The sequence below is a fragment of the Parabacteroides sp. HGS0025 genome (assembly GCF_000969845.1).
In the GTDB taxonomy this organism is placed as follows: Bacteria; Bacteroidota; Bacteroidia; order Bacteroidales; family Tannerellaceae; genus Parabacteroides; species Parabacteroides gordonii.
Genome location: NZ_KQ033902.1, coordinates 2,970,919 through 2,983,573, shown reverse-complemented (window position 1 = coordinate 2,983,573; position 12,655 = coordinate 2,970,919). Strand labels below are relative to the sequence as shown.

The window sequence follows — 12,655 nt, the reverse complement described above, 5'->3', positions numbered from 1 at the left end:
TAATCAACTTTGTTAACCTTAAATCTAATACTATTATGAAAAAACCACGATGCAAATATCGTGGTTTTTCTATGAATAGCAATAGTTAAAATGCTAATTTATGTTTTCTAGCATATAAGAAAAACTAACGTAGTTCAAATTATATGTTATCAGATTTCTTTTGTGTCACCAAGCTAACTACAACGATGGCGATGATAGACAGTGGAAGTGCAAATAATATCGGGTCTATGGCAAACCAGGGATATACATCGATCAGTACATCTTTTCCTGTCAAAGCTTTGCATAAGCCGACAGCACCCGCTTCTGCTTTATGGAAAAACAACATGGCAATCAAACTGGCTAACGCTCCTGTCCATAAACTGGCCAATGCACCTTCCTTTGTTGCCTTTTTCCAATATAAAGAGCAGAAATAGGTCGGCAGGAATGTTGCTGCGCATATTCCCATAAACAAGGCTGTACCACGCGCAATAATGCCGGCACTCAATGTGTAACAAATAATGTAACTGACCAGGATGGAGCATAAAACACCGATACGGACACCCATTGTTGAGTTTGTATTCTTGCTACGGCCTAAATGGGGAAAAGCATCTGCACCAAATGCCGCACCCATTGTGTGGAATTGTGCACTTAACGTAGACATACTGGCCGATAAGATACATAACATAAAGACGGCTCCAAACCATTCCGGCATCGCACGATCTATAAATAACGGAATGATCTTGTCCATATCTTTTATGGCTTCTGATGCTACAACCCCCTCTGTCTTAAGGAAAAACAGATTGGATAAAGCTCCTACATGATAAATAGCTCCTACCGTAACGATCAAGAAAACGCAACCGATCAATACACCACGATTCAACTGTTTGGTACTTTCCACCATCATAAACCGTACCACCAACTGGGGCTGAGCCAGACATCCTATACCAACTCCTAAAATAAGTGAAGAAACCAACGTATACCATTGTGGAGAACCTGTTACCGGCATGGAAGTCCATCCCTGATGCCCCAGTTCCTTAAACCGGTCAGGAACAAGCGTCGATATTTCCGTCAGCTTCTGATTCGCTTCTATAAATCCCATATCCATCACATGATAAAACCAGAACAGCAGGAATAACATACATACAAACATGATAACTGCTTGTAAAGCATCTGTATATAAGACTCCTTTAATACCTCCGGTGATCACATATGCAGCCACAATCAAAGTGAAAATCAGTAAAGCCAGATGCAGATCTATATGAAACATCTGTTCGATAAAGACGGCTCCACCTTTCATCACAACAGCTGCATATAAAGGCATGCCGATAAATATAATTGTAGCTATAAATATTTGTATACTACGGGAATTATAATGTAGCCCTAGTAGTTGGGGAAAAGTTCGGGCATTATGTTCTTCTCCTAATTTACGGGTTCTTCTTCCGAAAAAGATAAAGGCGACAACGACTCCCATAAACATATTCAGTAAGCATAGCCATTGAATACCCATACCGAATGTGGCCGCAACCCCGCCAAAGCCCACAATAGCTGAAGCAGAAATGAATGTTGCCCCATAAGAGAGAGCCATAATAATAGGGTTCACCTTTCGTCCCCCCAGTAGGTAATCACTCGCGTTTTTTGTCTGTTTGTAGCCGATATAGCCTAACCAGGCAATAACGAACATGTAAACTATGACAACAATTCCAAGGGTAAGAGTACTCATTTATCAGACTGTTTAGGGTTATCACTCTCTTTATCTCCTTTATTCCAATTGGTAATTCCGAACCATAAAGAAAAAATTAAACACGCGAAGGCTAACAGGTAGGCTAACCAGATACCAGGGTCATCAATTCCGAACATTTGTTATTTGTTTTAGGGTGGAGAGGCATGATTTACCTCTCCACGATAAATAATATTATAATTTCATTAAGTCGCTTTCGCAAATATATTCCAAACTCTGACGGCGGATCACTTCGCGGGCGGCTTCCCGGTTGTTTGTACGAAGGATCAGGATCGATTTGTCATTCAATGAGAAACAATACATATATTCTATGCTTAAGCCTGCTTTGGTAAAATGAGTCAGTGCTTTGGCAAAACTTCCGGCACAGGCATCGGTGACAATAGCCAGTACATCGGTGAGATTGGCACTGACGTTGTTGCTTTTCAATATCTTATATGCCTTTTGAGGATCACTTACGATGATACGCAGAATACCATATTCAGAAGTATCTGCAATGGTCGCCGCAATGATCCGTATATTTTCTTCAGCAAGCAGAGCCAGGATTTCACTAAGCTTCCCATACTTATTCTCCAGGAAAATAGAAATTTGATTTACTGTCATAGCTGTATATTTTTATTTATTGAACAATTATTTAAGAGAATCTACGCAAGTCTTTTACTCTTACTGCTTTACCTTCCTGCACAGGCAGTGAGCCTTTTGCTACCAGCTTTAAGCGGGGAGTAAGCAATAATTCGTCTTTCAGTTGTCTTGTGATATCTTTTGCCAGACGTTGCAGAACACTGTAATCGTCTGTGAACAGGTCGCTTAATTCTACTTCGATCAGCATTTCGTCACTATTGTTCACTGTTTCAAGAGTGATCAGGTAATTGCTGCCTAATTCCTTGAACTGCATCAATATCGTTTCGATCTGGATAGGGAAGAGGTTCACTCCCTTCAGGATGATCATATCGTCGCTACGGCCTTTGAAACGAGCAAGACGTTTATGCGTTCTTCCACAAGGACATTCGCCGGGGATAATACAAGTAAGGTCGCGGGTACGGTAGCGCAGAAGCGGCATCGCTTCACGGTTTATAGTTGTCAGTACCAACTCGCCGACTTCACCGTCCGGTACAGGCTGCAAAGTTTGTGGATCGACTATTTCCACAATGGTATAGTCTTCCCAGATATGCAAACCGTTTTGTTCCGTACATTCGAATGCCACGCCGGGGCCATTCATTTCAGACATACCGAAACAGTTGTAGGCTTTTACTCCCAGTAGCTGTTCGATGCGTTTGCGCTGTTCTTCGGAATGAGGTTCAGCCCCGATACAAACCGTATGTAATTTCGTGTCTTTCCGCGGATCTAATCCCATTTCATACATTACTTCAGCCAGGCGGGTAGCATAACTCGGTATGATATGCAGGCAGGTAGTTCCGAAGTCGGTGATGAACTTGATCTGACGTTTGGTATTACCCGCAGCTGCCGGAACTGTCAATGCTCCAAGCTTTTCAGCTCCGTATTGGAAGCCTAAACCACCGGTAAACATACCGTAACCCGAAGTGTTCTGGAAAACGTCGGTATCACGTAAACCAACCATATACATGCAACGAGCTACCTGATTGGCCCATTGTTCCAGGTCTTTAGCAGAATGTAATACAACGGTCGGATTACCGGTTGTACCACTGGACGAGTGAATTCGCACACAGTCCTTAATAGGAATGGATGCCATACCGAACGGATAATTGCTACGTAAATCATCTTTAGTAGTAAACGGGATTTTCTGCAAATCATCCAACGATTGTATACTGTCGGCTGTTATACCGCTATCTTTGAGTACTTTGCTGTAGAATGGGGAGTGTCCGGCTAATTCTATTGTCTTCTTTAATCGTTCCAACTGGAATTTATTCAGTTCTTCACGACTCATAGTCTCAATATCTTTCTGCCAATACATCATAGCTTTTTCGTATTATATTGTGTTTAATTCATGAAATTAGACTGCAAATGTATCTTTTATTTTGGATTATAGCTGCATTTTATGTCAAAATTATGGGGGCAGATTATTTAAATGCTTATTTATCAAGGTTCATTAAAAATAATAATTATATTTGTCATCAGAATACACACTAGTTTAGATCATGTACAAACCTTGAATTATATTATGAATACATACGAAAACCTTTCCAGGGAAGAGTTAATCCAGCGAATAAAAGTGTTGGAAACAGATATCGCTCAATATGCCATGAAAGATGCTGAGATAGAGAAAATGAACGAAAATCTTCTAAATCAGCGAAAAATAAACTTTCTGAACATATTAATGAATACTATTCTTTCAAATATATTTGTTGCAATCTCTGTAAAAGATGTATTTGATAGTTTCAAATATATTTACTTCAATCAGGCAGCGGAAGATTTTATGGGAGTAAATGCTTCTGAAGTAATTGGTAAGACAGACTTCGATATTTTTTCCGATCCAAGAAGGGCGCATGAAATCCGGACGGAAGACTATTCCACAATAAATAATGGACGCACTTATAAGTCAATGGTTGAATATGAAAAACCAAATGGTGAGTTCCGTGTCGTAAATATCATCCGTCTGTTGATTACGAATCCGGATCCCGGAGCGTCTCCTTTAATATTAGCGATGCTTTGGGATATTACCGAACAACGCCAGAATGAATTGGACTTGATCAAAGCACAAGAGGCAGACAAAATGAAAAATGCCTTTATTGCGAATATGAGTCATGAGATACGTACTCCATTGAATGCTATTGTCGGTTTCTCCAGGTTGATCACGGAAACAGAAAATGCCAGTGAACAACAGGAGTTTCTTACCATAATTAATAATAACAGTGATTTGTTGCTTCAACTGATTAATGATATTCTGGATTTTGCTAAAATAGAGTCGGGAACATTAAATTATAACATTTCCAATGTAGACCTGAAAGACATCTGCCATGAGGTATACGTTTCACAATCTTTGAAAATGACTTCGGATGTGGCATTGCTATTTCATGGAGAGTTACTGCCTTCCGTTAGGTTACAGACAGATACACAGCGTATTGAGCAGGTTTTATTGAATCTTCTCTCCAATGCGATAAAATGTACGAACCAGGGATTTGTCTCTTTGTCGTATGAGGTTGAAGGAGATTTTGTTCGTGTTTCAGTTACCGATACAGGTATTGGGATCGCTAAAGACAAACAGGATGCAGTCTTTGACCGGTTTGTAAAGCTGGATGATTTCAGACAAGGAACTGGCTTAGGACTATCCATCTGCAGAATGATCGTAGAGAAGCTGGGTGGGGAGATCGGGCTCAGATCGGAGTTAGGCAAAGGTTCTACTTTCTGGTTCACCCTTCCATTGGCTAATTCTGCAACACCTGCAGCGAAAGAACAAGATAATGGAGTGCCGATGGAAGTGGTACCGGATGCTTTACCCGGACAATATACTATTCTTGTTGCTGAAGACGTGTTGGAAAACTATCTTCTGTTGCAGGCTGTCCTGAAGCAACAGTATCGTTTGATCTATGCCGAAAACGGAGAAGTGGCCGTACAACTGTTTAAGACTTATAAACCGGATTTAATCCTGATGGATATAAAAATGCCCGTTATGGATGGATTTGAAGCAACCTGTGAAATACGGAAACTTTCACCGGATATTCCTGTCCTGGCACTTACCGCATTCGCATTCGATAAGGAAAAAGAGAAGGCCAAGGATTGCCAGTTCAATGATTATCTGGTTAAGCCGGTTGATATACCTTTGTTGAAGTATAAGATAAAGTATTACCTTAATAAAAATAAATAGAGAAGATATGAAACAAGCATTTGTATTCCTGGCAACGGGATTTGAAGAAATTGAAGCACTGGGTACCGTTGATATATTGAGACGAGGCGGCATCAGAGTTACGACTGTTTCCATTATGGGAGAACCCAAGGTGATGGGTGCGCATAATATTCCGGTGATAGCGGATTTTGTTTTTGAAGAAGCTGACTTCAGTGCAGCAGATGCTTTAATCCTTCCGGGAGGCATACCAGGAAGTAATCATCTGAATACTTGTACCCGCTTGAAGGAACTTATTATGGAAAAGTATAAGGAAGACATATTGCTGGGTGCTATTTGTGCAGGCCCTATGGTGCTGGGCGGCTTGGGGTTATTGAAAGGACGTAAGGCCACTTGCTTCCCTAATTTTGAACCGACTATGATAGGGGCTATACCTACTTATACCGGAGTCGAACAGGATGGTAATATCATTACCTGTAAAGGCCCCGGGTTTGTTTTTGAGTTTGGTGTAGCGATTCTGAAAGCGTTGAGAGACGAAGAAATAGCGTATGAAGTTGCTGCTGCTTTGCAGTATGATTTATAAACTGAATAATGCGGGAGTTTTGTTTAACGGCAAAACTCCCTTGCATGATATTTCCCCGGATCTTTCATTCGCTTTTAGAAGATTGCAGGTATTTTCTTACCTTTGATGTGTTATATATTGCCTTCAGTTGCTTTATATGTTGAACTTCTAAAAATGTTGAGAATGAATGATCCGATACAAATATTCAGAGGAGAAGTATTTTATTTCAAAGCCTCTCCTTTAGAAAGAGAAGATTCTTATTGCTACTATCCGGATGGAGCTCTGGTTATATCAGAAGGAAAAATAATAGAAACGGCTCCATACCATTCCATAAAAGAAAAATATAGGGATGCACATCTTACAGACTATTCCGGAAAACTATTAATGCCGGGATTGATCGACTCGCATATCCATTACCCTCAGTCGGAAATGATCGGTATGTACGGAAAGCAACTGCTGGACTGGTTGAACGAATATACTTACCCTACGGAAGAAGCTTTCGCCTCGGAAGAATATGCGGAAAGAGTTGCCCGATTCTTTGTGAATGAGCTGTTCAGGAACGGAACAACTACCTGCATGGCCTATGCCACTGTCCATAAAGCCTCGGTCGATGCACTTTTTACTGTCGCTTCAGAATATAATATGAGGATGCTTACCGGAAAAGTCATGATGAATAGAAATGCTCCCCAGGCATTGATGGACACGGAAGAGACGGGGTATGCAGACAGTCGCGAACTTATTGAAACCTGGCATAATAAAGGACGTAATCTTTACGTCGTCACTCCCCGGTTCTCGATAACATCTACACATGGGCAACTGATCACTGCAGCCCGTTTGCATGAAGAATTTCCGGACACCTATATTCAGACACATCTTTCTGAAAATAAGGGCGAAATAGATTCGACCCTTTCTCTGTCCCCCGAATGTCAGGATTATCTCGAAGTGTATGAACGTGCCGGGTTGGTAACGGATCGTTCGGTATTCGGTCATTGCATTCATCTTTCAGACTCCGAATGCCGCCGGATGGCTGAAGCAGGGGCTGTGATAGCCCATTGTCCGACATCCAATCTGTTCCTCGGAAGTGGTTTATTCGATATGCAGCAGGCAAACCGTATTCCAATACAAACAACACTTGCTACGGATGTGGGAGGGGGAACTTCCTTCTCTTTATGGAAAACAATGGCCGAATCTTATAAAGTGCAGCAATTGAACGGTTATTCGATGTCTGTATTTGAATCTTTATATAAATGTACACGCGGCACAGCTAAAGCTTTAAAGCTGGATGATAGGATCGGTAGCTTCGAGCCTGGCCGTGAAGCTGATTTTATTGTAGTCGATTGTACGGCAACATCTTCCCAGCAAATGAGGAAAGAATATCTTCAACGTAATGGGAAGTGGGATATTGAAAATAAACTGTTCGGAATTCAAACACTGGGCGACGATCGTAATATCACGGCAACTTATTTGATGGGGCGTCCGGTATACCAGTCAGATACGGGCAATCATCAGGAAGCAGGTGTGTAAAACAACTGTAATGATGATCCAAAGGCGTTCGGCGGTTGCCGGACGCAATTTCATAAAACGGTATTCAAGTCCCCCATGTTTGCAGGCGGACAGGCAGTCTCCGCAATAAGTGCAGGTGTATCCGATTTGCCCTTTTTCTATATCGTCCTTATGCAAAGCATCGTATTTGCAGGCTTTCAAGCAGGCCATACAATGCGTGCAATCCTTATTTAGCTTTACCCGGAAAGGAGAGAGGTGTTTCATAAAAGAGACTAAAGTGCCGATGGGACAATAACTGCTGCAATGGATCATTTTATTATTTCGGCGTGATAATAACAACATTATCCCCAGCCCAATTAATCCTACGGCAACACCGGTAAGCGTTGCAATCCAGCCATCAGCCCCGGCTAATCTTAATACTATGGCTCCGGCAATCACCAGAAACAAGACGCTATAACGTAACGGGCGATGATAACGAAAAGCTGTTTTATTTGTTTTCCCTTTCGCGCTCCAAGCATCAAACGCCCCGAAATAACAAAGCTGGCTACACCAGGCAGGCCCCGAAAGTAATAAAGTACTCAGGAAAAGTATAGGCATGAATAATCCTTCCAACCGATATAATGGCCCTGCAAGAATAATAGCCGGAACAGGTAAATGCAACTTTCCGGTCATCAGGAATACGGGGTTAACCAATATACCTAACAACAACTGTCCGAAAAAGACTATCGAGAAAAGCAACCAAGCTCTTGTTCTCCATTTCGGACGTTCTTTTCGATCCTGCATTTTATAACACAGCAATGCCCCATAAATAACAGCAATAACGACCTGTATCCAACCGCCTGCCGGTATCAATCGTTCCATCAAAAGCAAAGGTGTAGACGGTACGACCTGGACAATAATCAATAAGGCGGCAATCAGTGATGCCGTTATAGCCGAGGTGTATAAGTATTGTTTGTTCATCAGGACTGCAAAAGACGCTCAAATTTATTCTCCAACCAATTCGGGTAATGCTTCTTTTAAAATCTCCTGAGCTCTCTCGTAATCTTTCTCAAAGACATATATTTCCAGTTGAAACCCCGGAATATTACCTAGTACAGTAGACATATTCTCATTCTTGAAAAAAGACTCTATACCTTCGTTCATTAATAGATCCTTCAGGAGCCCTGCCTGAAAGCTATTATCTAATGTGGATAAAAAAACTGTCTTCATACGATTAATGTTTTATATGTTCCTACCTTTACAAAGATACTTTTTTTACCCCAATAAACATAATTATTCAGGGAATAAAGAAAGGGGGTACTCCAAATAAAATAAATCATAATAATAAAGGCCTGCAAGGGTATCAATTTGATAATATTTCTTACTTTTGAACCAACAAGGATAAGTTGAACCGGATAGCTCTACCGGATTGTACAGCAGTGTGATAGAGTTGAATAACAGTTATTGACATGAAAGATACTATTTTATTGATATGTGTAATCTTTTTTTCTTTTCGGACTTATGCCCAAAATGATCTTTCGGATATATATCACGGCTATTTTAAAGCCGTAGAACAAATATGTAAAAAGGATAACGGTAAATTATGGGGCATAAATCTCTATTCTCCGATCCTTTGCATAGATTCATTACGGAATGTATGGAGCAATGAACCGGATAATGAGAATAAATTTGTCAAACAAGAAAATATCTATCGTGGCAAATATCCGATTGATAAAAGTGTAGCTAACTCGATCACCGAGGTATATGGGAAAAAATGGGTGATGGTAATGGTTCCTTTACCAGAGGACGAACTTGAGAGGAATATTTTATTTACTCATGAAATATTTCATTATTGGCAGGATTCATTGAAACTGATCTCCTTTAACTATAATAATGCACATCTTGAACAAAAGGATGCCCGCATCTGGCTTAAAATGGAATGGTTGGCATTAAGCAAAGCTTTGTCGACCGAGGGAGAAGAAAGAAGGATGTGTATAGAAGATGCCTTGTGTTTCCGTGCTTATCGCCGTTCTCTTTATCCAGATTATGTGACAGCTGAAAATGCATTTGAGATACACGAAGGTATTCCTCAATATACAGGAATGAAACTCTGTATAGACTCTGACTCTCTTTATCGAGCCAAGTTGGATGAAAGCCTTGAAAAGTATCTGGCTGCAGAAAATTTAGTCCGTTCGTATGCTTATCATTCCGGTTCTGTTTATGGCTATTTATTGGATCAGTCGAGGCATAACTGGCGTAAACAATTGAATGCTACATCTGATTTAGGTTCTATAGTTCAGAAAATGTACGAAACGTTTTTGCCAGTCGACATACAAAATCAATGTGAGATAAGAAAAAACAAGTATTCGTATACCCGGATAGAAAAAGAAGAACAGGCAAGGGATAAGAGGAAACAATATGAACTGGCACAGTTAAAGACTGTTTTTCAGACAAACTGCATCACTTTGCCTTTACGAAAAATGAATATAAGTTTTAATCCGAACCGTATCACGGCACTGGAAGGATTGGGCACAGTCTATAAGGAAGCCCGTATTGTTGATGAATGGGGTATTTTGAATGTATTTAATATAGGTTGCCTTATCAACGATGCCTGGAACAGTGTGACTATTCCGCTCTCCGATTATAAGCCTGGCAATGATACTAAACATATCATCACCAACGATTGGCAATTGGATTTGAATGAAGGTTTTATACTGGAAAAAGATTCTCTAAAACAAGAATTCACAGTAAGATAAAGACAGCCGGGTTACTCATCCCGGCCATCTTTTGCCAACATATAAACGACTACCTTTCGGTAGCCTTCCTTAACTATTTTCTTTTCTGCGATCAGTTCCTTCAAATCTTTCAGTGCCAGATAACGGGTACATTCGTTGATCCCCATGCATTCGAAACTCATGACCGTTTCGTGTTTTCCAAGGTATTTCAAGATATTTTCCTTTCGTTCCTCTACCGTATATTTGACTGGCTTTGATGATCCGGGCTTTCTTTCAACTTTCATGCTTCGAAGCCGCTCCGTTATCTCTTTCGAACAACGGAAGTTTACCGATTTGAAGTTGATGTCTTCGGCACGTACTTGTCTGGGGGATGTGATCTTCGGACATTTCAATGAAACGGAGAAATGCCCCAGGCCTTCCAGTTCAACTTCATCACCGTCTTCCAGATACGAAACGAGCACGTCAGCAAAAGCCTGCAATAATCCTTTCACATCTCCCGGGCTAAAGGAAGTGCATTCGGATATTTCCCGTGTAACCCGGTCGATCCGTATGGTTCTTCCCGGTATGATGCGGGCATGAAGAATATTGCTTTCTTTTTCTCCTTTATGCGGAGGATTCCTGAAAAGTCCGTACTGTGCAGTCATAATACTAGGTGTTTTTAATTATAAGGTTATTACTTTCAAATACAAATGTCCCTATCTTCTGTATTTTTGACCTAGGTGCTAAACATTTTCGACCTAGGTAATAAACGTTTTTGACCTTGGTGCAAAACCTTTTCTACCTAGGTCAAAAATATAAAAGGTAGGGAACAAATATATTGAAAGAAAGGAGGAAAAGCAAAGAAATAGCGGAGAAATATATCAGAACATAGATAATATAGGCATAAACTTTGCGTAAATAAAATTATTGTCTATATGTTATATGCTGAGTCCATACATCAGGGAAGTTGGTCGCATGGAACATCCCCGTTGGACTTTCAGGATGTAGTGATTATAAAGAAGAAATAATACGACATAAAATATCCCGGTATTTCTCTATTGATAGAATACCGGGATATTTTTATTTAGTAACTTTAAAATACCTGCATAGCATTCTTAACCGTTGTAACACCGATCAAACGATCGTATTGTGTGCCCATAGGACGGTAATAAACATAGATGCTATATTCGTTTTCTGTCTGGTAATAATTACCTTCTATAGGGCCGGTTTCGCCGACAGTGCTGCCATTCGGTACGTAAAGGTACTGATAATTGTAGCTTCCCTGTTTAAGTAAGACGGCTTTCTCGTATTGATGAGTCTCAAAGTTATACCCCATCTTGCTCTTTTCATCTAAAACGTTATGGAATAGTTCGCCATCCAGGTAAACGCTTCCGTCAAGGAAAGGATCGCAGGCCAACGCAAAATGCACGATGCAATAGTCTGCTTCGGTATTTGGATCGTCGCAGCTGCTACAGCGGATAAAGAAACGGCCGTCCTGATCCTGATCGTATTGATAAGTCTGGTTATTGCGTTTATGGTCGGTCATCAACTCCACATTGTAATAAGGATTATGATAGGAGATACTTTCAATATGCATTCCATTATACTTCGTACTCAGAAACTCCATACGGCGATATTCATTCCCGGCAGAGAAGATCAGGTTGCGATTGTAAGTATAGGATATCTGGTTATCCTGAATCGACATCGGTTGCAAGCCGGATGCTGCATTGTCACGCCGGTTATCCTGATATACATATATCTTCAGGTCTGTCTGGGGGTATGGGATCGGGAAGTTAGGATTGTTAATGGTGAAGCTCACCTGCTGATGCGTTTGGTTGGTATCGATATCCGTGTTCCCGCTGACGGATGCGGAAATATTGACCATCGGTTCCGCAACTGAGAAACAAGCGGTGAGAACAATCTGATCAGGAATATCCTCGTTATAGATCTGTACGGCATAGTTTCCCGAAACCTTAAACTGAACATCGTCATTCGGCAACAGCAAATTATAGTTCGTGTACTGCGTCGTTGTGTTAATGGAATTGGCGAAGTCATCTATTGTTAGTCCTTGAAAACCACTCATATACTGAATGGGAGAGAGGATGGACTTTTGCCAGTTCGCATCACAGTGAATGATGGAATAGGAATAGCGTACGCCACCCTGTTCCAATGCATCGAAGTTGATCTCGATCTGCTGATCGCTGTTCAACTCGATATAAGGCTCGGAAATAAACTCTCCGGCCACCTTCACCTGAAGGGTTTTTATCAGCTTGCTGTTAACGTCGGTAAAGTACGTTTGCTGAGCATTGGCCTGCATGACAGCGGCACAAAACAACAAAAATAGTAAACAATGTACTCTCATTTTCATGTATGTTTCTTTGACGGTGCAAAATTATGGAATTATTTCTTTAATTATTTCTTTA

The 12,655-nt window shown here is 40.8% G+C and carries 12 protein-coding genes; 4 read left to right on the top strand and 8 right to left on the bottom strand.

Annotated elements, in window-relative coordinates:
- Nucleotides 1-139: 139 nt before the first annotated feature.
- From HMPREF1212_RS11780 to HMPREF1212_RS11770, 4 genes are read right to left on the bottom strand one after another with little or no spacing between them, the layout of a single operon-like run.
- Nucleotides 140-1,699 (bottom strand): sodium:solute symporter family protein, encoded by a 1,560-nt coding sequence (locus HMPREF1212_RS11780; protein ID WP_046149477.1) that lies wholly within the window; start codon nt 1,697-1,699, stop codon nt 140-142.
- The gene (locus HMPREF1212_RS27565) at nt 1,696-1,836 is read right to left on the bottom strand and encodes a symporter small accessory protein (protein ID WP_347566545.1); all 141 of its coding nucleotides are present in this window, start codon (nt 1,834-1,836) and stop codon (nt 1,696-1,698) included. Before HMPREF1212_RS27565 ends, HMPREF1212_RS11780 begins: the two co-directional genes overlap by 4 nt.
- Nucleotides 1,837-1,891: 55 nt before the next feature.
- Entirely contained in the window at nt 1,892-2,317 is a 426-nt protein-coding gene (locus HMPREF1212_RS11775; protein ID WP_028729415.1) for an acetolactate synthase, read from the bottom strand.
- Nucleotides 2,318-2,348: 31 nt separating this feature from the next.
- Nucleotides 2,349-3,650 carry a phenylacetate--CoA ligase family protein gene (locus tag HMPREF1212_RS11770; RefSeq protein WP_028729414.1) on the bottom strand — a complete coding sequence of 434 codons (1,302 nt, stop codon included), beginning with the start codon at nt 3,648-3,650 and terminating at the stop codon, nt 2,349-2,351.
- A gap of 204 nt (nt 3,651-3,854) precedes the next feature.
- Here HMPREF1212_RS11770 and HMPREF1212_RS11765 point away from each other — a divergent pair, with 204 nt between their 5' ends.
- The 3 genes from HMPREF1212_RS11765 to guaD all read left to right on the top strand — a co-directional run bounded on the left by HMPREF1212_RS11765 (nt 3,855) and on the right by guaD (nt 7,560).
- Nucleotides 3,855-5,498 carry a PAS domain-containing hybrid sensor histidine kinase/response regulator gene (locus tag HMPREF1212_RS11765; protein ID WP_028729413.1) on the top strand — a complete coding sequence of 548 codons (1,644 nt, stop codon included), beginning with the start codon at nt 3,855-3,857 and terminating at the stop codon, nt 5,496-5,498.
- Nucleotides 5,499-5,505: 7 nt separating this feature from the next.
- Nucleotides 5,506-6,057: a DJ-1 family glyoxalase III gene (locus HMPREF1212_RS11760; protein ID WP_028729412.1), complete on the top strand. Its 552-nt coding sequence runs from the start codon at nt 5,506-5,508 to the stop codon at nt 6,055-6,057.
- A 162-nt stretch (nt 6,058-6,219) separates the two neighbouring features.
- The gene (guaD, locus tag HMPREF1212_RS11755; RefSeq protein WP_046149476.1) at nt 6,220-7,560 is read left to right on the top strand and encodes a guanine deaminase; all 1,341 of its coding nucleotides are present in this window, start codon (nt 6,220-6,222) and stop codon (nt 7,558-7,560) included.
- On the opposite strand, the gene HMPREF1212_RS11750 is transcribed toward guaD, so the two are convergent.
- Both HMPREF1212_RS11750 and HMPREF1212_RS11745 read right to left on the bottom strand, forming a co-directional pair.
- Nucleotides 7,525-8,499, bottom strand: a complete 975-nt coding sequence (locus HMPREF1212_RS11750) for a 4Fe-4S binding protein (protein WP_046149475.1) — start codon at nt 8,497-8,499, stop codon at nt 7,525-7,527. The two genes, guaD and HMPREF1212_RS11750, sit on opposite strands and share 36 nt — an antisense overlap.
- Before the next feature lie 24 nt (nt 8,500-8,523).
- A complete protein-coding gene (locus HMPREF1212_RS11745) occupies nt 8,524-8,748 on the bottom strand; it encodes a putative signal transducing protein (RefSeq protein WP_028729409.1) in 225 nt (74 codons plus the stop codon).
- A gap of 239 nt (nt 8,749-8,987) precedes the next feature.
- Here HMPREF1212_RS11745 and HMPREF1212_RS11740 point away from each other — a divergent pair, with 239 nt between their 5' ends.
- Nucleotides 8,988-10,274 carry a hypothetical protein gene (locus HMPREF1212_RS11740; protein WP_046149474.1) on the top strand — a complete coding sequence of 429 codons (1,287 nt, stop codon included), beginning with the start codon at nt 8,988-8,990 and terminating at the stop codon, nt 10,272-10,274.
- Between the two features lie 11 nt (nt 10,275-10,285).
- Here the strand turns inward: HMPREF1212_RS11740 and HMPREF1212_RS11735 are convergent, their stop codons facing one another.
- Together HMPREF1212_RS11735 and HMPREF1212_RS11730 are read right to left on the bottom strand one after the other, a co-directional pair.
- The gene (locus tag HMPREF1212_RS11735) at nt 10,286-10,897 is read right to left on the bottom strand and encodes an HU family DNA-binding protein (protein WP_046149473.1); all 612 of its coding nucleotides are present in this window, start codon (nt 10,895-10,897) and stop codon (nt 10,286-10,288) included.
- A gap of 428 nt (nt 10,898-11,325) precedes the next feature.
- Nucleotides 11,326-12,594, bottom strand: a complete 1,269-nt coding sequence (locus HMPREF1212_RS11730; RefSeq protein WP_046150356.1) for a type IX secretion system plug protein — start codon at nt 12,592-12,594, stop codon at nt 11,326-11,328.
- Nucleotides 12,595-12,655: the final 61 nt, after the last annotated feature.

What these genes read in the sequence shown, in the direction of transcription:
- HMPREF1212_RS11750 (WP_046149475.1), bottom strand. Translation starts at nt 8,499, where the DNA reads ATGAACAAACAATACTTATACACCTCGGCTATAACGGCATCACTGATT.
- HMPREF1212_RS27565 (WP_347566545.1), bottom strand. Translation starts at nt 1,836, where the DNA reads ATGTTCGGAATTGATGACCCTGGTATCTGGTTAGCCTACCTGTTAGCC.
- HMPREF1212_RS11775 (WP_028729415.1), bottom strand. Translation starts at nt 2,317, where the DNA reads ATGACAGTAAATCAAATTTCTATTTTCCTGGAGAATAAGTATGGGAAG.
- HMPREF1212_RS11780 (WP_046149477.1), bottom strand. Translation starts at nt 1,699, where the DNA reads ATGAGTACTCTTACCCTTGGAATTGTTGTCATAGTTTACATGTTCGTT.
- HMPREF1212_RS11730 (WP_046150356.1), bottom strand. Translation starts at nt 12,594, where the DNA reads ATGAGAGTACATTGTTTACTATTTTTGTTGTTTTGTGCCGCTGTCATG.
- guaD (WP_046149476.1), top strand. Translation starts at nt 6,220, where the DNA reads ATGAATGATCCGATACAAATATTCAGAGGAGAAGTATTTTATTTCAAA.
- HMPREF1212_RS11765 (WP_028729413.1), top strand. Translation starts at nt 3,855, where the DNA reads ATGAATACATACGAAAACCTTTCCAGGGAAGAGTTAATCCAGCGAATA.
- HMPREF1212_RS11770 (WP_028729414.1), bottom strand. Translation starts at nt 3,650, where the DNA reads ATGATGTATTGGCAGAAAGATATTGAGACTATGAGTCGTGAAGAACTG.
- HMPREF1212_RS11735 (WP_046149473.1), bottom strand. Translation starts at nt 10,897, where the DNA reads ATGACTGCACAGTACGGACTTTTCAGGAATCCTCCGCATAAAGGAGAA.
- HMPREF1212_RS11760 (WP_028729412.1), top strand. Translation starts at nt 5,506, where the DNA reads ATGAAACAAGCATTTGTATTCCTGGCAACGGGATTTGAAGAAATTGAA.
- HMPREF1212_RS11745 (WP_028729409.1), bottom strand. Translation starts at nt 8,748, where the DNA reads ATGAAGACAGTTTTTTTATCCACATTAGATAATAGCTTTCAGGCAGGG.
- HMPREF1212_RS11740 (WP_046149474.1), top strand. Translation starts at nt 8,988, where the DNA reads ATGAAAGATACTATTTTATTGATATGTGTAATCTTTTTTTCTTTTCGG.